The sequence below is a fragment of the Paenibacillus polymyxa M1 genome (genome assembly GCF_000237325.1).
Lineage (GTDB): Bacteria > Bacillota > Bacilli > Paenibacillales > Paenibacillaceae > Paenibacillus > Paenibacillus polymyxa_C.
In genome coordinates this window covers 204,598-224,768 of sequence record NC_017542.1, presented here as the reverse complement: position 1 = coordinate 224,768, position 20,171 = coordinate 204,598, and the positions used below count along the sequence as shown (strand labels likewise).

17 protein-coding genes, 1 tRNA gene and 1 other RNA gene are annotated in these 20,171 nt (G+C 45.8%); 2 read left to right on the top strand and 17 right to left on the bottom strand.

Features of this window, described 5'->3' with window-relative positions; genetic code table 11:
* Window positions 1–312 precede the first annotated feature (312 nt).
* From ssrA to PPM_RS00935, 10 genes are all read right to left on the bottom strand, one after another.
* Window positions 313–677, bottom strand: a transfer-messenger RNA (tmRNA) gene (gene ssrA, locus PPM_RS28170).
* A 255-nt stretch (window positions 678–932) separates the two neighbouring features.
* A complete protein-coding gene (smpB, locus tag PPM_RS00975) occupies window positions 933–1,412 on the bottom strand; it encodes an SsrA-binding protein SmpB (RefSeq protein ID WP_007428162.1) in 480 nt (159 codons plus the stop codon).
* A gap of 263 nt (window positions 1,413–1,675) precedes the next feature.
* Window positions 1,676–4,285 (bottom strand): ribonuclease R, encoded by a 2,610-nt coding sequence (gene rnr, locus PPM_RS00970; RefSeq protein WP_013368824.1) that lies wholly within the window; start codon window positions 4,283–4,285, stop codon window positions 1,676–1,678.
* A 188-nt stretch (window positions 4,286–4,473) separates the two neighbouring features.
* Window positions 4,474–4,707 carry a preprotein translocase subunit SecG gene (gene secG / locus PPM_RS00965; RefSeq protein WP_013368823.1) on the bottom strand — a complete coding sequence of 78 codons (234 nt, stop codon included), beginning with the start codon at window positions 4,705–4,707 and terminating at the stop codon, window positions 4,474–4,476.
* A 325-nt stretch (window positions 4,708–5,032) separates the two neighbouring features.
* The gene (gene eno, locus PPM_RS00960) at window positions 5,033–6,319 is read right to left on the bottom strand and encodes a phosphopyruvate hydratase (RefSeq protein WP_013368821.1); all 1,287 of its coding nucleotides are present in this window, start codon (window positions 6,317–6,319) and stop codon (window positions 5,033–5,035) included.
* Between the two features lie 63 nt (window positions 6,320–6,382).
* On the bottom strand, window positions 6,383–7,927 hold the full coding sequence (gene gpmI / locus PPM_RS00955) for a 2,3-bisphosphoglycerate-independent phosphoglycerate mutase (RefSeq protein ID WP_013368820.1): 1,545 nt from the start codon (window positions 7,925–7,927) through the stop codon (window positions 6,383–6,385).
* Between the two features lies 1 nt (window position 7,928).
* Window positions 7,929–8,681, bottom strand: coding sequence for a triose-phosphate isomerase (gene tpiA / locus PPM_RS00950; protein ID WP_013368819.1), 753 nt, complete (start codon window positions 8,679–8,681; stop codon window positions 7,929–7,931).
* Window positions 8,682–8,740: 59 nt separating this feature from the next.
* Window positions 8,741–9,922, bottom strand: coding sequence for a phosphoglycerate kinase (locus PPM_RS00945; protein WP_014599369.1), 1,182 nt, complete (start codon window positions 9,920–9,922; stop codon window positions 8,741–8,743).
* Between the two features lie 123 nt (window positions 9,923–10,045).
* A complete protein-coding gene (gene gap, locus PPM_RS00940) occupies window positions 10,046–11,056 on the bottom strand; it encodes a type I glyceraldehyde-3-phosphate dehydrogenase (protein WP_013368817.1) in 1,011 nt (336 codons plus the stop codon).
* Between the two features lie 92 nt (window positions 11,057–11,148).
* Window positions 11,149–12,186, bottom strand: coding sequence for a sugar-binding transcriptional regulator (locus tag PPM_RS00935; protein WP_013368816.1), 1,038 nt, complete (start codon window positions 12,184–12,186; stop codon window positions 11,149–11,151).
* A gap of 259 nt (window positions 12,187–12,445) precedes the next feature.
* On the opposite strand from PPM_RS00935, the gene PPM_RS00930 reads away from it, so the two are divergent.
* Window positions 12,446–12,517 (top strand) — tRNA-Arg (locus PPM_RS00930).
* Between the two features lie 211 nt (window positions 12,518–12,728).
* The gene (gene clpP / locus PPM_RS00925) at window positions 12,729–13,325 is read left to right on the top strand and encodes an ATP-dependent Clp endopeptidase proteolytic subunit ClpP (RefSeq protein WP_013368815.1); all 597 of its coding nucleotides are present in this window, start codon (window positions 12,729–12,731) and stop codon (window positions 13,323–13,325) included.
* 112 nt (window positions 13,326–13,437) lie between these two features.
* Here clpP and PPM_RS00920 read toward each other — a convergent pair whose 3' ends face one another.
* From PPM_RS00920 to PPM_RS00890, 7 genes are all read right to left on the bottom strand, one after another.
* A complete protein-coding gene (locus tag PPM_RS00920; RefSeq protein ID WP_013368813.1) occupies window positions 13,438–14,547 on the bottom strand; it encodes a PdaC/SigV domain-containing protein in 1,110 nt (369 codons plus the stop codon).
* Between the two features lie 237 nt (window positions 14,548–14,784).
* Window positions 14,785–15,540 (bottom strand): SIMPL domain-containing protein, encoded by a 756-nt coding sequence (locus tag PPM_RS00915; protein WP_013368812.1) that lies wholly within the window; start codon window positions 15,538–15,540, stop codon window positions 14,785–14,787.
* Window positions 15,541–15,812: 272 nt separating this feature from the next.
* Entirely contained in the window at window positions 15,813–16,082 is a 270-nt protein-coding gene (locus PPM_RS00910) for an HPr family phosphocarrier protein (protein ID WP_013368811.1), read from the bottom strand.
* A 135-nt stretch (window positions 16,083–16,217) separates the two neighbouring features.
* Entirely contained in the window at window positions 16,218–17,162 is a 945-nt protein-coding gene (gene whiA, locus PPM_RS00905) for a DNA-binding protein WhiA (RefSeq protein WP_013368810.1), read from the bottom strand.
* A 5-nt stretch (window positions 17,163–17,167) separates the two neighbouring features.
* Entirely contained in the window at window positions 17,168–18,154 is a 987-nt protein-coding gene (locus tag PPM_RS00900) for a gluconeogenesis factor YvcK family protein (RefSeq protein WP_013368809.1), read from the bottom strand.
* Between the two features lie 12 nt (window positions 18,155–18,166).
* Window positions 18,167–19,066 carry an RNase adapter RapZ gene (gene rapZ / locus PPM_RS00895; RefSeq protein ID WP_013368808.1) on the bottom strand — a complete coding sequence of 300 codons (900 nt, stop codon included), beginning with the start codon at window positions 19,064–19,066 and terminating at the stop codon, window positions 18,167–18,169.
* 63 nt (window positions 19,067–19,129) lie between these two features.
* The gene (locus PPM_RS00890) at window positions 19,130–20,080 is read right to left on the bottom strand and encodes an ROK family glucokinase (protein WP_013368807.1); all 951 of its coding nucleotides are present in this window, start codon (window positions 20,078–20,080) and stop codon (window positions 19,130–19,132) included.
* Between the last annotated feature and the right edge of the window lie 91 nt (window positions 20,081–20,171).

Below are 20,171 nucleotides of genomic sequence, written 5' to 3'. Positions count from 1 at the left end.
AAAAAATTGACGGTACCATCGAAAGCGTCATTCTACGCCAACGTCGGTACCGTCGCTATTTTTCTATAATTCCATCTCAAACTGCTTGCCAAGCATTCTTTCTACCTGCTTTATTCCCCTTCAAATTCAACTTATACAAATGAAAAATCAATACTATTCAGTTATATGCAGTGCATAAAATTTATAAACCAAGTTGTAGACATGATGTCTACAACTTCTAGTACAATTTGATCCTTCATAATTTCATGTCTACATTTCGTCTACATTTTAACTCCATAAAAAGCAAAAACCCGCTCAATGAGCGGGTTTTTTAAATGGAGGCGAGGGGAGTCGAACCCCTGTCCGAAGATAACGACACATAAGCTTCTACGGGTGTAGTCACAGTTTTGATGTCACCCGAGTATCGCCCCGTAACCGGCTATACGTTGGGTCAGCCTGATTGTCTTCTTCAGCACACCCCAGGCGGAGATGTGGCAGCGTATCCCACTATAGGTTAGCCCCTACATCCGGCACATGGGCGATGCAGGAGAGGAGCACGCTCACAGGTTATTAAGCTGCGAAAGCGTAGTTGTTTTGTTGTTTGCCGTTTAATAGGCTTTAGCGTTGATGAAGTGGACGCGTCCCCACTACCCGCTACCCATGCTCGAACTATCCCCGTCGAATCCATAAACGCCCCCTTATTATAAAAGGGCTCCACGGATAAATCCGGAAATACCGGAGCATAAGTGCATAATATCAAAAGCTGAATCCTAAGATCCAACACTCGAATCAAGTTAAATCCAAGATCTTTGAAAACTTACTACTTCGTTAGTATAACATATTACATGTCATAACGAAACGGATTGAAGCCATTCTAGCTCGATAAAATAGCACCATTACAGGAACAAGTAACTTATCCACGTAATTTGTACCATACAGAGTAAGCAAACTGCTTATCTCGCTATTTTTTGCTTCTCGCGCAGAGCACGTTGGATATCACGCTGTGCATCACGTTTGGCAGCTGTTTCTCGCTTGTCATACTGCTTTTTACCTCTACCCAGTCCAAGCAGCAGTTTGGCATAACCGTTGCGAACATAAATTTTGAGCGGCACGATGGTGTAGCCTTCCTGTTTCGAGAGACCAATAAGCTTACGAATCTGCTCTTTATGCAGCAGCAACTTACGCGTACGCGTCGGATCAGTCGGATTGTTACGATTACCTTGTTCAAAAGGGCTAATATGCATATTGTGAATATGAATTTCGCCATTACGGATCGTAGCAAAAGCATCGCTTATATTAGAGCGACCATTCCGCAGAGACTTAATTTCCGTTCCCGTTAACACCATGCCCGCCTCGTAGGTGTCCTCAATAAAATAGTCATGGGAAGCTTTTTTGTTCTGGGCGAGCACTTTCCCATCTGCCTTCTTACCCATGAATACCACTCCTTATGAATAACTTAGATTCAATCTAGAATTCCTGCTACAAAGAGCTACCTAGAAATATATTGTAACAAATTTCAGAGGGTAAAAGCAAGAAAGGTCAAGCCTTCTACATTTCTCATTACACGTATAGCACACTAAAACCAAGCGGCTTCTATCCATTACTACAGACAGAAACCGCTCATATACCTAAGCATCCGTAAGCTTCATTCACTGCTCTCGGAAGCCCCAATCTCCTAACAGTAAGTTATATCAACCTACTTTTTCTTTTTCCGCACAAACCCAGCGGTGCTATTCCCGCCGTTAGCGCCCTTTTTTTTCCGCTTGCGACGTGCTGCGCCTTCACCACCTGGTCTGGCATCACTACCTGGGGTAGCTGCATCACCAATGAATATCCCGCTGGCAGACGTCTTCTTCCGTCGCTTGCTTGCACCCGTTGCTGGAGAATTGTATCCGCCCTTGCCACTACCAAAGCCGAAGCTGCCTGGCGAGCCTGTACCGACACCGTTTCCACCACCACGACCTGCGCGACCTGTGGTGCTGATTCCTCCGTTGCCGCCCTCTTTAGGCTTTCCAGCCGCCTCACGCCCGCCTTTACGCTCTCTACCAGCCTTGTCCTTACCGCCCTTACGGTCACGTCCTTCTCGGCCTCTGCCTTTAGCACGGCCCTCGCCACGTGCAAAATCTCCACCCTGGCCCGAGCCTCCCGTCCGTTCACGACGTTGCCGTTGCTTCATATCGACGAGTTCAAAGTCAATTGTGTAATCTTCCATATTCACACGCGCGACACGAACCTTAACCTCATCCCCAATGCGGAATACCTTAGAGGTGCGTTCTCCGATTAACGCCATATGCTGCTCGTCAAAATGATAATAGTCGTCCGTAAGTGCACTCAGACGCGTTAAGCCCTCGACTGTGTTGTCCAGCTCAATGAACATCCCAAAGCTGGTTACACTGCTGATGATCCCTTCGAACTCCTCGCCGACCTTATCCAGCATATATTCAGCCTTTTTCATCTGTTCTGTGTCGCGCTCTGCATCCACAGCCACACGTTCACGCTCGGAGGATTGCTGAGCAATATCTGGCATGCGTGCAGTCAAATATTCCTGACGCTCATCTGTCAAAGCCCCGCCATTCTCCAATACCTCACGAATGACACGGTGAATTACCAAGTCAGGGTAACGACGAATCGGTGATGTAAAATGAGAGTAATACTCCGCAGCCAGTCCAAAATGTCCTGTAGACTCCGCATCATATTTTGCCTGCTTCATCGAACGCAGCATCATTGTGCTAAGCACCGTTTGCTCCTTCGTACCCTGAATGTCTTCTAACAATGTTTGGAGTGCACGCGGATGAATGGAATTTCCTCGACCTTTGATCTGATGACCAAAATTAGCTGCAAAAGCCATAAAGTTTTGCAGCTTCTCTGGATCGGGGTCCTCATGAATCCGGTACAAGAACGGTACCTTGAGCCAGTGAAAATGTTCGGCTACCGTTTCATTGGCCGCCAGCATAAACTCTTCGATTATTTGTTCGGCTATCGTACGATCCCTCTTCACAATATCGACAGCTTTGCCTTCATCATCTACAATCACTTTGGCCTCATCAAAATCAAAATCAACTGCACCGCGGCGCATCCGATTCGCACGTAGCTTCAATGCTAAATCCTTCATCGTACGGAATACATCAACCAGGTCCTTGTACCGTTCCATCAGTTCTGCATCTTCCTCTTCGAGGATTTTGCGAACGTTAGTATAGGTCATCCGTTCCTTCGTTTTAATCACGCTGGTAAAAATATCATGCTTTACGACCTTCATATGCTCATTGAACTCCATCTCACAGGATAAAGTCAGTCGATCCACCTGAGGATTCAATGAACAAATTCCGTTTGAAAGTCGATGTGGAAGCATCGGAATGACACGGTCAACCAAATACACACTACAACCGCGGTTATATGCCTCTAGATCCAGCTTGGAGTTCTCACGCACATAATAACCTACGTCAGCAATATGAACGCCCAGACGGTAGTTCCCGTTCGGCAAGCGCTCTACATTAACCGCATCATCGAGATCTTTGGCATCCTCACCGTCAATGGTAACAATGATTCTATCGCGCAAATCACGCCGTCCCTGACGTATAATCTCTTCTTCCGTAATCGCATCAGGAGCCTGATCGGCTTCTGCCATCACTTCATCCGGAAAAGCTTCCGGGAGCTGATGCTTGCGAATAACGGACAAGATGTCAACGCCCGGATCATCCTTATGACCCAGCACCTCCAGCACTTCGCCTTCTGCCGCTGCACGTCCTTCCGGATAGCTCACAATACGCACGACAACCTTTTGTCCGTTTACAGCTCCGTTAAAGCTGTCCTTAGGAATGAAAATGTCCCGGTTAATACGTTTATCATCCGGCAAAACAAAACCGTATGCTTCGTGGCTCTGAAACACACCGACTACCTGAAGCACTGCGCGCTTCACGATTCGCACAACTTCGCCTTCTAATCGGCCACCCGCAGGTCCCTTTGATGTTACTCTTACCAGTACCGTATCTCCATTCATCGCGCTCTTTAAGTCGTTAGCATGAATGTATACATCCGGGTGCTCCCGGTCCTCTGGAATCAAAAAAGCAAAGCCCTTGGCATGGGCCTGCAAACGCCCGCGCTGCAAATCCATCCGTTCTGGAACACCATAACGGTTCGTGCGGGTCAGCAGAATTTTCCCGTCTTCCTCCAATGCGTTCAAGAGCTTAAGAAATTCACGAAACTCTTCTGCATCCTTAATGTCAAAATGTTGCTCCAGCTCCTGGTATGTCATAGGCTTGTATGCGGTCTCGCGCATGAAATCAAGTAGTTGTTGCTCTGTTATCATAATTTTGTCCACCTCGGGTGACCTTTAATTTTCAGTAATAAATCCGCATGTTCCTTGTTCCTGATACAAGGCTCTTTATATACTCATACCCTAGTATACACGAATTTAATCGACGGCATCCCTGCCTGTCCAAAATCCAAAAAAGCCCCCGTTTCCCGTGAAACGAAGGCTTAAGGTGTATATTTATCTTATTTTGCAAAAAATGCAACCAAAACGGAAACGATCATAAAACATGCACCCAAAACAGCAGTTACGCGTTGTAAAATCAAATCCATACCGCGAGCTTTGGTCTTGCCGAACAGATGCTCAGCACCGCCAGAGATGGCACCGGACAAACCTGCGCTTTTCCCCTTTTGCAGTAACACAACCGCAATAACAGCAATCGAGAACACAACGAGCAGCACTTTCAAAAAGATTTCCATGAAAAATCCCACCTCCTGAGCTTATACATCTGTTTTGCAAAACAACACAGCCTCTTTTATGAAAACATGCACATATCATGCTTTAAATAGCCGGAAATTAACGCAAAACACTATTTTCATTCTACCACAGCTTCCAGTAGATAACAACAGCTACAGCAAGACACTTAGCCATTAAGCTTCTGTAGATCATATATGCATTATTTATAAAAAAAAAGACCTGCTTGCATATCGCAAGCAGATCTGTTTTATTCATGCGCAAAAGCGTCGAGCGTCTGACCCTATGATAAATCATAGACCCGAGGCGCCACCAGCATTTTTAGCAATATTATTTCTTCAGGTTGTAGAAAGATTTCAGGCCGTGGTATTGAGCCAGTTCACCCAGTTGATCCTCAATGCGGAGCAATTGGTTGTACTTCGCAATACGGTCAGTACGGGAAGGAGCACCAGTTTTGATTTGGCCTGCATTTGTTGCAACAGCGATATCGGCGATTGTGCTGTCTTCGGATTCACCGGAACGGTGAGAGATTACAGCTGTGTATCCTGCACGTTTAGCCAATTCGATAGCATCGAATGTTTCAGTCAGCGTACCGATTTGGTTTACTTTGATCAGGATAGAGTTACCGATGTTTTCATCGATACCTTTAGCCAGACGCTCTGTGTTAGTTACGAACAGGTCGTCACCAACCAATTGGATTTTGTTGCCCAGTTTTTCAGTGAGCAATTTCCAACCTTCCCAGTCATCTTCGGAGCAACCATCTTCAATAGTGATGATTGGGTATTTATCAACCCAAGAAGCAAGCAGGTCAACGAACTCAGCAGAAGTGAAGGATTTGCCTTCGCCTTCCAAAGTGTATTTTCCATCTTTGAAGAACTCAGTGGAAGCAACGTCCATACCGAGGAATACGTCAACGCCTGGTTTGTAACCAGCTTTTTCGATCGCTTCGATAATAGTGGACAGAGCTTCTTCGTTGGATTTGAAGTTAGGAGCAAAACCACCTTCATCACCAACAGCTGTGTTCAAGCCTTTGGAATTCAGTACGGATTTCAGGTTGTGGAAGATTTCTGCGCCAACACGCAGAGCTTCTTTGAATGTAGGAGCGCCTACAGGCAGAACCATGAATTCTTGTACGTCAACGTTGTTGTCGGCATGAGCACCACCGTTAACGATGTTCATCATTGGTACTGGCAATTGTTTAGCGTTGAATCCGCCCAGGTAAGTGTACAGTGGCAAGCCCAGAGCTTCAGCAGCAGCGCGAGCTACAGCCATGGATACAGCCAGAATTGCATTCGCACCCAGTTTACCTTTGTTTGGAGTACCGTCCAATTTGATCATCAATGTATCGATTTCTACTTGGTTCACAGCATCCAAGCCGATTACTTCAGGAGCAATAATTTCGTTCACGTTTTTAACAGCTTGCAGAACGCCTTTACCCAGGTAACGGGATTTGTCGTTATCGCGAAGCTCTACAGCTTCGTGAGCGCCTGTGGATGCACCAGAAGGAACGATAGCGCGACCAATCGCACCGGATTCCAGATATACTTCAACTTCAACCGTAGGGTTACCACGGGAGTCGAGGACTTCGCGAGCGTACACGTCAGAAATAATAGTCATTTGTACTTAATCTCCTTTGTAATTCATAATTTATTGGTCAAGCCTATACTTATTAAATCAAGCTTACTTGCGGGATGCAATCATAGATTTTCCTGTCATTTCCGCAGGTTGCGGAAGTTGCATCAAATCCAGAAGCGTTGGAGCTACGTCAGCCAGAATTCCATGCTCACGCAGAACGATATTTTCGTCAGTCAAAATGAACGGAACCGGATTCGTTGTGTGAGCTGTGAACGGACGTCCCTGCTCATCAATTTCCATATCCGCGTTACCATGGTCAGCGATGATAATTACCACGCCACCTTTGGCTTTAACTGCATCTACAACACGTCCAACACATTCATCCGTCGTCTCTACTGCCTTAATTGTTGGTTCCAGCATACCGGAGTGTCCAACCATATCCGGATTGGCAAAGTTCAGGATAATCGCATCATGCTTGTCAGCTTCGATTTCCTTAACAGCAGCATCCGCTACTTCATACGCACTCATTTCAGGCTGCAGATCATATGTAGCCACTTTAGGCGAATTGATCAAAATACGAGTTTCGCCAGGAAGCTCCACATCGCGTCCGCCACTGAAAAAGAAAGTAACGTGCGGATACTTTTCTGTCTCAGCAATACGCAATTGCTTTTTGTTGTTTTGTACCAGCACCTCGCCAAACGTGTTGTCTAGGTTTTTCGGTTCATAGGCAACAAAGCCTCCAACCGTTTCACTGAACAAGGTCAGGCAAACAAAGTGCAGATCCTTAGGCCATTTTGGCCCACGGTCAAAACCACGGAAATCTTCATTGGTAAATACTTGAGACAATTGAATCGCACGGTCAGGACGGAAATTCAGGAATACGACAGAGTCATTGCTTTCGACCAGCCCTACAGGGCTTCCATCAGCCTTCACAATAACAGTTGGTTCCACGAATTCATCGAACACTGACTTTTCATACGATTCCTTCAATGCTTCGAGTGGATCGGTGTATTGAGGACCTTCACCGTATACGATTGCACGGTAAGACTTCTCAACACGTTCCCAACGTTTGTCGCGGTCCATTGCATAATAGCGCCCTTGTACGGTTGCAATTTGGCCAATGCCCACTTCCTGAATTTTAGCGACCAGTTGTTGCATAAAGCCTACGCCGCTATCAGGCATAACGTCACGTCCATCCATGAAAGCATGAATGTACACTTCAGTTAATCCTTCTTTTTTAGCCAGATCCAGCATAGCGAACAGATGGCTGATATGGCTATGCACACCACCGTCGGACAGAAGTCCGTACAGGTGAAGTTTAGTGTTGTTCTTCTTCGCATGTTGCACGGCTTTAACCAATGTTTCATTGTCGAAGAACTCGCCTTCACGGATGGACTTCGAAATACGAGTCAAATCTTGATATACAATTCGACCTGCGCCGATGTTCAAGTGACCTACTTCGGAGTTACCCATTTGTCCTTCCGGCAGACCCACCGCTTCACCAGAAGCCGTCAACGTGGTATGTGGATACTGTTTTAAATACCGGTCGTAATTCGGTTTGTTGGCCTGTGCAACCGCATTGCCTTCCACAGTGTCACGCAGTCCGAATCCGTCCATAATAATTAAAGCTACCGGTTTTGGTGCTGTCATCTTACTTCGCCCCCTCAACAAGCGCGATGTACGACGCCGGTTGAAGACTGGCACCGCCCACGAGCGCGCCGTCGATATCGCTTTGACCCAGGTACTCAGTAACATTTTCAGGTTTTACACTACCACCGTACTGAATACGTACAGCACTTGCTGTATTTTCATCATACAGCTCTTTAATCAGACTACGGATGTAGGAAATCACTTCATTCGCATCCTGCGAAGTAGAGGATTTGCCTGTTCCGATGGCCCAGATTGGCTCATAAGCAACTACGACTTGTGCTGCTTGATCTTTAGCCAGACCAGCAAAAGCTGCTACAGTTTGCACTTTTACAACTTCTTTGGTTTGACCTGCTTCACGGTCTTCCAGCTTTTCGCCTACACATACAATTGGTGTCAGGCCATGACGGAATGCTGCATGAACCTTTTTGTTCACCGTTTCGTCTGTTTCGTTGAAATACTCACGACGCTCGGAGTGTCCGATCACAACGTAGTCTACGCCCAGATCTTTAAGCATTCCGCCGCTGATTTCACCTGTAAATGCGCCATCTTCTGCAAAGTGCAGGTTTTGTGCGCCGATTTTAATAGATGTGCCTTTTACTGCTTCAACCAGAGCAGGAAGATTTGTAAATGGAGCACATATAACGCTCTCCACTCCTGCAACCTCTGCTTTACCTTTGATCTCTTCGATGAAGGTTTTAGCTTCTGGTACGGTTTTGAACATCTTCCAGTTACCCGCGATAATCGGTGTTCTCAATGGTTTCAACTCCTAACTATTAGGTGCCCTAAAGCCTTTATTAAGCGTAATGCGTTTGATTATTTATCGTTAAGTGCAACAACACCCGGAAGTGCTTTGCCTTCCATGAATTCCAGGGATGCGCCGCCACCAGTGGAAATGTGATCCATTTTGTCAGCCAAGTGGAATTTTTCAGCTGCAGCCGCAGAGTCACCGCCACCAATGATGGTGTATGCATCTGTTGTGGCGCATGCTTCTGCTACTTCACGAGTACCGCCAGCGAAAGGCTCGATTTCAAATACACCCATTGGTCCATTCCAAACAACCAATTTGGAGTTCTTGATAACATCTGCATAGATTTTACGAGTTTTCGGTCCGATATCCACGCCTTCCCAATCTGCAGGAATGCCGTCGATATCCACGATGTTTGTGTTCGCTGTAGCACTGAAATCGTCAGAGATAACGATATCCACAGGAAGGTAGAAGTTTTTGCCAAGCTTCTTCGCTTTTTCAATAAATCCAAGAGCTACGTCCAGTTTGGATTCATCCAGCAAAGATTGACCCACTTCATGACCTTGAGCTTTGAAGAATGTATAAGTCAAACCGCCGCCAATAATTACGTTATCTGCAATGTTCAGCAGGTTGTCGATTACGTCGATTTTGTCTTTTACTTTGGAACCACCAATAATGGCTGTAAAAGGACGATCTGGATTCGACAAAGCTTTACCAATAACAGACAACTCTTTTTCCATCAGCAAGCCGGAAACAGCCGGAAGGAAATGCGCGATACCTTCTGTAGAAGCATGAGCACGGTGTGCTGCACCAAAAGCATCATTCACGAAAATGTCAGCCAGTTCAGCAAATTGCTTAGCCAGTTCAGGATCATTTTTCTCTTCTCCTGGGTAGAAGCGTACATTTTCAAGCAATAGCACATCGCCGTTTTGCAGTTCAGCCACTTTCGCTTTAACAGCTTCACCAACTGCTTCGTCCACTTTAACAACTGGCTTTTTCAGCAGTTCGGACAAACGTACACCAGCAGCAGTCAGACGCATGGATTCAACGACTTGACCCTTTGGACGTCCAAAGTGACTCGCCAAAATAACTTTTGCACCTTTTTCAATCAGGTAGTTAATGGTTGGCAAGGTTTCGCGAATACGCTTGTCATCTGTAATTTTACCATCTTCAACCGGAACGTTAAAATCTACACGAACAAACACCCGTTTTCCATTCAGTTCTATATCACGTACGCTCTTTTTGTTCATCTCCATATTCCTCCGCACCCTTATAATTTTACGAAACAGGAATTTAAGGCACATTTTGATATATAAAGAGCGGAAACAATAACACCTGTTTCCGCTCTATGATGTTGCTCGATAAGGAAATTCTTATTTAGCCAATTTAGCGAAGTATTCCAAAGTACGGATCAATTGTGCAGTGTAGGACATTTCGTTGTCGTACCAAGCTACAGTTTTAACCAGTTGTTTGTCGCCAACAGTCAGAACTTTAGTTTGAGTTGCATCAAACAGGGATCCGAAAGTCAGACCTTTGATGTCAGAAGAAACGATTTGATCTTCAGTGTATCCGTAAGTTTCAGGATCGGAAGCTTCTTTCATCGCTGCGTTGATTTCTTCAGCAGTTACGTTTTTCTCCAGAACTGTTACCAGCTCAGTCAGGGAACCTGTTGGTACTGGAACACGTTGAGCTGCGCCATCCAATTTACCTTTCAGCTCAGGGATAACCAGACCGATTGCTTTAGCAGCACCAGTAGTGTTAGGGATGATGTTTTCAGCTGCTGCGCGAGCACGACGGAAGTCACCTTTAGCATGTGGAGCATCCAAAGTGTTTTGGTCGCCAGTGTAAGCGTGAATTGTAGTCATCAAGCCTTCAACGATACCAAATTTGTCTTGCAATGTTTTAGCCATAGGAGCCAGGCAGTTAGTTGTGCAAGAAGCACCGGAAATTACAGTTTCAGATCCGTCCAGAATTTCATGGTTTACGTTGTAAACGACAGTTTTCATGTCGCCAGTAGCTGGAGCGGAGATAACAACCTTTTTAGCGCCGCCTTTCAAATGTTTCTCAGCAGCTTCTTTAGTTGTGAAGAAACCTGTGCATTCCAGAACGATGTCTACACCCAGGTCTCCCCAAGGCAATTCTTCAGGGTTACGGTTAGCCAAAACTTTAACTTCTTTACCGTTTACTTTGAAGAAACCGTCATGTACTTCTACTTCCCCTTGGAAAGTACCTTGTGTTGTATCATATTTCAACAGATGTGCCAGCATTTTGGAATCTGTCAAGTCGTTAATTGCTACTACTTCAATACCTTCTACGTCTTGAATACGGCGGAAAGCAAGGCGTCCAATACGTCCGAAACCGTTAATACCAACTTTAACTGTCATGAGTGAGTTCCTCCCAAAGTTCGTTTAGTTTAGTTTTATATATTCAAGACAGACCCGAAAGCCCGTCAAGACAACACAATTAAAAAACCTTATCAATCTCTTAAATAACGGCTTACAATCTCGGCAGCAGCGCCTTCGTCGGTGACAAGAATGTCTTCCTGTCCGAAACGCAATACCGCATGAATAGCAGCCGCCTTGCTCTTGCCTCCAGCCACACCTAACACCGTCTCCGTGCGCCTGATGTCCTCCAAACGGAGTCCAAGCGTCAGCATTCTGTGAACAACGACGCCGTCTTCGTTAAAATAATAACCAAACGATTCGGCGACCGCGCCCTCATTGCTGATCTGGGCGAAGGTTTCAGGGTCAAGCTTGCGTCTGTGGGCCATTGCTATGGCGTTGCCTATCCCGTGAATGATAATACGACTTTCTCGAATCAGGCTCAATATATCCTGAATATTCGTATCCTCAAGCAAGGAGTTGTAAGCATGATTGCTGAGCAAATCCGGTACATGGAGCAGACGGTATTGAGCGCCGACCTTGCGAGCCATCGTGGAGGCAATTGTATTTGCCTGCATTTCCATGCTCTCTCCCAAACCCCCGCGTGCCGGTACAAACCATCCGCCTTTAAGCGGGCCGTTAGCAGGTAATGTCAGTTGTTCCGCCACATCTGCAATCGTCGTGCCACCTGTTACAGCGACCACGTCCTCGTCATCCATAACACTCAGCAGCGCCTTTGCGCCAGCACGGCCCAGTTCCTGCTTCGCTAACGGTGAAGCATCCGAATCCCCTGGAACGACAACCACCTTCCTCAAACCGTAGGCTTGACGAATCTGATCCTCCAATTGGGACAGGCCGAACAAGTTGTTCGCAATCGGCTCCAGCTGTTCCAGCAGATCCAGTCCTGCTTTGCTCACCTTCATGCCCACACTCTCAATCTCAATTAGCCCTTGCGCTTTAAGGAGATCAGTCTCAGCGCGCAGTACGCGCTCGGTCATATCCAGTGAAGCTGCCAGTGTTCTGCGTCCAATAACTTCGGACAGCATAATCTGATGCAGGATCGTGTACCTTTTTTTCAAAACATCCATGAGGTCGGGCAGAAGCTGCTTCTGTATTTCTAATATCTTTCGCATGCTTTCCACTCCCGCACACTTCTAAGTTCTGTCTCTATGCTATATCTCTAACTGGTCTTAAAATGTCCCGGGATAACTTTTTAAGTCCCACGTATATCTTACCCAATATTTGCTTCACATGCAAGTCTATCTGAACCTATATTTCTCAACTTTTTATGTGAATATGCGCACGTAATAAAAGCTTGCAATTCAATGCCGTATATCATATAATCATCTTTGTTTCCAATTAATTAGTTAGTTGCTTGTAATGTTCATCTGTGCGCCCGTGGTCCAACGGATATGACGTAGGCCTCCGGAGCCTGAGATCGAGGTTCGATTCCTCGCGGGCGCGTCGTTTTATATGATCGGCTAAATGTTCCATATAATGTTTTTAACCAAAAAGAGCGCTGAGCGCTCTTTTTTCAATCAATAGTTTGACTTTCTTTGACTTTTTGTTTGAAATTGTTTATCATGTGGTTAATACGGTAACAGTTTATAAATAGGGATGTGTAATCGGCATATCCACCAAATCCACTAACGATATTTAAGGGAGGTTTTTTGACGTGAGCTATGTTCCTATGGTAGTAGAACAAAGTAACCGCGGCGAACGCGCCTATGACATTTATTCCAGACTGTTGAAGGATCGCATTATTTTGTTGGGCTCGGACGTCAATGACGTTGTAGCCAACTCAATTATTGCACAAATGCTGTTTTTGGCTGCTGAAGATCCTGAAAAAGACATTCACTTGTATATTAACAGTCCTGGCGGTTCCATCACAGCTGGTATGGCCATTTTCGATACGATGCAATACATTAAACCTGACGTATCTACCATTTGTGTAGGTATGGCTGCTTCCATGGGTGCTTTCTTGCTGAATGCAGGTGCCAAAGGCAAACGTTTTGCCTTACCAAACAGTGAAATTATGATTCACCAACCACTGGGTGGTGCACAAGGACAGGCAACGGATATCGAAATTCGCGCCCGTCGCATTCTGAAAATGCGTGACAAATTGAACCGCATTCTCGCAGATCGCACAGGTCAACCACTGGAACGCATCGAAAAAGACACAGACCGTGACTATTTCATGTCCGCTGATGATGCCAAAGAATACGGTATTATTGATAAAGTGTTAACTAGCTCCTCTCCAGAAGGTGTATAAGAAAACTTATTTACCTCGGATAGCTGGTAAATCAAAAAGGCTGCCTCGGATATTCGTATCCAGTAGGCAGCCTTTTTGATTTGCTATTTTTTTAAAATATAGGTCATCCAAATTATTGATTTTGTCCCGCAAAAGGCTTTCCGCCCTGAGGCAGCAGTTGAGCGAACGAGTAAGTAAACTCCGGAATTCCATACGCGTATGGAGCATAATCATACAAATCAAACACGATGGTTACTCCACTGTTGGTCACATAAAAATTCTGATCTGCGGCCAACTCTTTAAATTTTTCAAAACCTTCGCCAGCCTGGAGCGCATCAATTTTTTTCTTCAAATCAGCATTCAAAAACTTTTTATAGTTCGGATTTGCCTTCAATACGTCAGACAATTGCAGCAGCTTGCCATCAGCGAGCGAGAACGTGTATCCTTTACGCGCCGTCATGCCATGTGCGCCACCTGTATACGAGTAGTCCTGCATAATCACACTTAGAATACCGTCCTTGTTATAGGCAATTGCAAAATCATTCTCGAAATCATACGGTCTTTCTGCTGTAACCTCTCCCTCTGCCACCATCTTTTTGCCTGCTGCCAATACTGTCTCTGCATGCTTTTTTAGCACATTATTAATGGTCTGTTGAGCCTCAGGATTCAGCTGGCTGCCGCTGATTTGTGGATACTTAATCTTATAAGATACCTTTGCATTGCTCGAAGCTGGAAGCGTCTGAGATGCAATTGTGATTGGATTTAGCTGGCTTTTACTCAATGTTACGGTTTTCTGAGCTGCATTCCACTGAGCATCGATACCCAGATAGTCTTTCAGCAGACTCATAGGAATGTACAGCTTCCCGGCGATCATTTTGGCATCCATGCTGCGCGTGTTGATTCCGTTCACATTGACATAGGCATCCGAGGAGGAGACCACGATATAGAGCTTGTTGTACCCACTCCCCACTGTATATGTCCCTTCTTTGGTGTCATAGCTCACCGGAATTCCCAAGCTGTCACGCAGTGCTGCCACTGGAATCATGGTGTTCCCGTTCACTTGAATACCTTTAGCGGCCAACGTTTTACCATTCCATTGGATGGCGATCCCTGGTTGCTGTGTTGTCGCTTGCTGCTGTTTGGTCGATGCTGCCCCAATATAGGAAACGGGAATAACCGCAACCCCTGCTAAAATTCCCGCTGCCAGCAATGCTGAGCCCCATTTTTTTGTATGTTTGTTCATCGTAAGTATTCCTCCTATTGCAAATCTGTATAATCTATGTGTTTTGATCACTTTTCTTATTATATCTATACCCTATTGTATGTAGTTTACAATCTGTACACTCCTTGATTTCAATCTGTACACCTAACAGCCATTAGCTATGACAGACTCATTACAAAACGGTTTCAATAGACAAAAGAAGCCAACAAGTCATCCTGCAATGTTGCAGGCGCTTGCGGCTCCGCTTAATGGTCTATACTAGTTCATCTCATATTGGGCAGACACTTGGACTTTCACCGTTACTTGACCCGACTGTATCTCTGTTCCGCCACTCATATCCATGAGCGCTTTGGACATGGCATTCTCACGTTGTGTGTAAACCTGAGCTTCCCCGCCATCTACTGTCACATTCACCAGAGCTCCTAAACCGCGTTTAGCTGATTTTGCTACGGCACTTGCTTTGGATTGAGCATTATCCAACGCCTTTGCAATTGCTGCTTCCTCATAAGCGGAAGGATTCTCTACGGAAAACTGTATATTATCTACGTTGTTTGCACCGGAATTTGTAGCCTCATCCAACAGTTGACCAATTTTATCCAAATTGCGATATTTCACTGAAAGTGTATGGTTGGCCATGTAGCCTTTGAGCTTCTGTCCTTCTTTCTCGTTATAGGTATAGTTAGGCTGTACAGAGAACTGGCTTGTCTGAATATCGTCTGCACTAATGCTCCATTTTTCTTTTAACAGCTGTGTAACCTTGTTTATTTTCGCAGCATTGGCTTTTTGAGCTGCAGCAGCGGTGTTTCCTTCCGATTGCACACCAATAGAGAGATAAGCGATATCTGGCTTAGCCATTATTTCACCACTTCCACTCACGTTAATTACACCATTCGCCGTCGTCGCCGTTGCTGCATAAGCGCGATCAGCTCCCGTCCACAGCCCTCCTGCTACTCCTCCAGCTAATAATGCTCCTGCAAGAATTGCTGTGCTTACTGTTTTTGTCCAAACTCTCATTGTAGTCAGCCTCTTTCTTGAAAATGTTTGTACTTTCCAGACGGAAAAAACGGGAAAAGGTTGCAGTCAAGCGGTATAAATTTCCGAAACAGAGCATTACCCAGGGGTTTTAATTATTTGTAGCTTGGACTTAACGCGGTCGCTATATTCAAATAAATATACATAAATAGCTTAATGGCGGGGCTGGTTGAATGCTTTTTCTGGATACAAAAAAAAGCCCCCGAGGGGGCTTTCACTAAGAGCATACATCATATCACAAAGCAAATGTTCGTTTATTGATTTTCCAGCTCTACCTTACTAACCAGACTTACTAAAGCGTTTACAGCCTGTTCGGCGTCCGCACCTTCAGCACTAATATTGATTTCAGTACCTGTACTGATGGCGAGGCTCATAATACCCATGATGCTCTTGGCATTAACCTTTTTGTCTTCTTTTTCCACAAAAATTTCAGATGAATATTTATTCGCTTCCTGTACGAACAACGCAGCAGGTCTGGCGTGCAGTCCTGTTTTCAAGCGTACGACTACTGGATGTTTTGACATGTCAGCTTACCCCCTCATCAAATAAATCTGGACGCTATTTACTCCATTTTATTTATCACATTATAACATTAACCCGGGACAGACACTAGAAAAAAAACTAAAAAAACCGGTTCTAAAAGCCCCACAGACCCTCTTTTACGGAATCAGGCCGTTTTCCCCCCTGATTTTGTCAGCCATCTCATCAATTTTGCGAAGTCGATGATTTACACCCGATTTACTCACGACCCCTTTGAGCATTTCCCCGACTTCTTTTAAATTCAAATCGGGATGAGCGAGCCGAATTTCTGCCACTTCACGCAGTTTATCTGGCAAGGTCTCCAAACCAACTTCCCTCTCCAGCAACTTAATATTCTCAATTTGCCGGACAGCAGCTCCGATCGTCTTGTTCAAATTAGCTGTTTCGCAATTAACAATACGGTTTACGGAATTGCGCATATCGCGCATGATACGTACATCTTCAAATTTGAACAAGGCTTGGTGCGCCCCAATGATACTGAGCAGCTCAATGATCTTCTCGCCTTCCTTGATGTAAAGGATAAAGCCTTTTTTTCGCTCAATACAGCGGGCATTGAGATGAAACTCATTAGCGAGATCAACTAGCGCCTGACAATGCTCCTCATACATCGAAGAAATTTCAAGGTGGTAAGACGATCCCTCTGGATTATTCACAGAGCCACCTGCCATAAAGGCACCCCGCAGATAAGCCCGCTTACAACAGTTTTTCCGAATGATATCCCGATTAATCCCGTCAGTGAACAAGAAACCTTCTGAGACAATATAAAGCTCCTTTAGCAGCTCTTGTACACCATTAGGAATGCGGACAATATACACATTATTTTTTTTCAAGCGCATTTTTTTCCGTACAAGCAGTTCGATGTGAAGTTGAAAATGCTTTTTGATCAAGGAGTAAATCCGCCTTGCAATCGCGGCATTTTCTGTGGACACGTCCAATATCACCCTTTTATTCGACAGTTGTACGGATCCGAGCATACGTATGAGCGCAGACAGTTCCGCTTTTTCACAGCAGGGCTGGCTTTCAATCATCGTAAGCTCTTTTTTCGTTTGTGCCGCAAAGGACAAGGGACTCACCTCCTTCTTAACATCCAGTTTTGTACCAATTGGTAAATATGCTGGCTCAGTTTGTCGGCGTCATGCCGTAAATACGTGCGGAACAGAACTAACGTATCTGCCACTACTTTATATCCTCGATCAGCCAGCTCGCCCATGTCTACTTGAACAGGCTTAGCTCCCTGCTCGGCATACATCTCCTGTACTTGGGGTGGAATTTCTCCGTTATTTACAATGACATAGTCGAACAGATGATGCCCTACATGCTCATAGATCGCTTGCAGGTGATCTCCCACTGTATAGCCATCGGTTTCCCCCGGCTGGGTCATCACGTTGCAGACAAATATTTTGATAGCATCTGATTTCACCACAGCCTCAGCAAGTTTCGGTACAAGCAAATTCGGTAAAATGCTGGTATATAGACTGCCGGGACCAATTAGAATCGCATCGGCTTCATTAATGGCTTCCACAGCCTCAGGCAACGGCTCCACGTGAGTCGGTTCAAGAAAAACACGTTTGATTCGTCCGCCCGCTTCTGGGATTTTGGACTCCCCGGTGATCACCGTGCCATCCTCCATCTCGGCGCTGAGCACAACGCCTTCCTCAGCCGCCGGTAGTACACGCCCTCGGACAGCAAATACACGGCTAAGCTCACGCACCGCCGTTACAAAATCCCCCGATATATCAGTCATCGCTGCTAAGATCAAATTCCCCAAGCTATGGCCTGACAACCCTGATCCAGCACCAAAACGGTATTTTAGCATATCTGACATTACTGGTTCCACGTCAGCCAAGGCAGTCAGCACATTGCGGATATCCCCTGGAGGGGGCATCTGCAGCTCACTGCGCAATATCCCGGAGCTTCCGCCATCGTCAGCGACTGTAACAATAGCCGTAATATCCAGCGGCTTTTGCTTCAAGCCCCGCAGCATGACGGACAAGCCGGTTCCGCCGCCCATAACAACAATACGTGGGCGCTCCCGTTGTGATCCGGTCTCTTTCATGATTTCACCTCATTAATGCCGGTCCCGATCAGCATCCCGATGCGAAACAGAAACGGATTCTGTCTCGCTGGCACCCAGCATTTTTCCTAAATACTCCGATATTGCAACTGAACGATGCTTACCTCCAGTACAGCCAATACCGATAATGACCTGGCTTTTACCTTCTTTGCGATACTGCGGAATCAAAAAGTGCAACATATCCAGCAACTTGGTCAGGAACGCCTGAGTCTCCGGCCACTTCATGACATAATCATATACATCGCTATCCTGTCCCGTGTGTGGACGTAGCTGGTCCACATAGTGGGGATTAGGCAGGAAGCGCACATCGAATACAAGATCGGCATCAATGGGAATACCATATTTGAAGCCAAAAGAAGTAATATTCACGGACAGCATACTGCTCTCCAGATGAGAAAATCTCGAAATAATCCTCGCCTTTAAGGTTGCGGGCTTCATCGTACTTGTATCAATAACCTGTGTAGCGGAGCTTTTGAGTTCCTCCAACATCTTACGCTCCAAACGAATCCCATCCAAAGGCATACCATCTGGAGCAAGCGGATGCCGTCGACGGCTTTCTTTGTACCGCTGTACGAGAACACCGTCATTCGCATTCAAGAATAAAATTTCACAATGAATCGTAAAATGATCTTTAATATAATTAAGCGATTCCGACAAGGCGGTGAAAAATTCTCGTCCGCGTAAATCAATGACAAGAGCCACTTTGCCTATTTTACCGTTAGACTGCTCAATCAACTCGGCAAATTTGGGAATCAGCACAGGGGGTAAATTATCAACGCAGAAGAAGCCCAAGTCTTCAAGGCTCTGCACCGCAATGGTCTTCCCTGCGCCTGACATCCCCGTAATAATAATGAGCGTTGCCCACGGCGCAGCATTTTTTAGATTGTCTGTCATATGGACTTCCCTCTCCTTCTGCTTCTTCGCTCTATGCCAGTACCCCTATCCTCAACCTGTGGATTAGGAGCGTAGCAGCAACCCTGCAGCCCCTACGATACCCGCGTCATTGCCTAACACTGCTGGTACGATATATACACCTTTTTGAAGCGGTTCAGGAGCCAGCTTGGCGTATACGCGACGCATCTCTTCAAACAAAAAGTCGCCTGCTTTAGAAACACCGCCGCCTATAATAAACAATTCTGGATTGAGCACAGCGGCAACAGCTGCCATCGATTTCCCCAAATAAAAGGCAGCCCGATTCACGATACGCAGTGCGACTTCATCCCCGGCTTTAGCAGCATCGAATACTTCCTTAGCAGCAATGTGATCTTCCAGCGCCAGAGAGGTCCGGTCGCCACGTTCCACAGCATCCTTGGCCATACGAATGATGCCTGTTGCGGAAGATACAGTTTCCAAGCAACCCATTTTGCCGCATCCACACTGAATAGCCTCCAGATCAGGCACGACGCTGATATGGCCAATTTCCCCAGCCATGCCCGAAGAACCTTGATATATTTTACCGTTTATAATAATACCGCCACCTACGCCTGTTCCCAGGGTATAACATACGCAGTTCTCAATGCCTTTGCCTGCACCAGCCCAAGCCTCACCCAGCGCAGCAACATTCGCATCATTGTCTATTTTCACAGGCTTGCCAATCCGGTTCTCTAGGAGCGCACGGATCGGTACGTCACGAAAGCCAATATTAGGAGCGAGGACAATAATACCATCACGAACATTCGTAAAACCTGCAACGCCTGCACCGACACCCTTTAGTTGATCCCACTCATAAGGAGATTCCTCAACAATGTGCCGCACATATTTTTCGATATTACCAATGACAACGTCTACACCTTTATCGGTTTCGGTTGGTCCCTCATATGTGTGCAAAAGCTGTCCGTTTTCATTACAAATGCCGACTTTAATCGCGGTACCGCCCAAATCGACACCTACATAGATACTTTCAGACATGTTCCAAGCCACCTTTTATGTTTACTTAAAAATCTGGTATGAAATATAGCTTAAAATTCCTGCCTCATAATAGTAATCCTACGTTCCAACT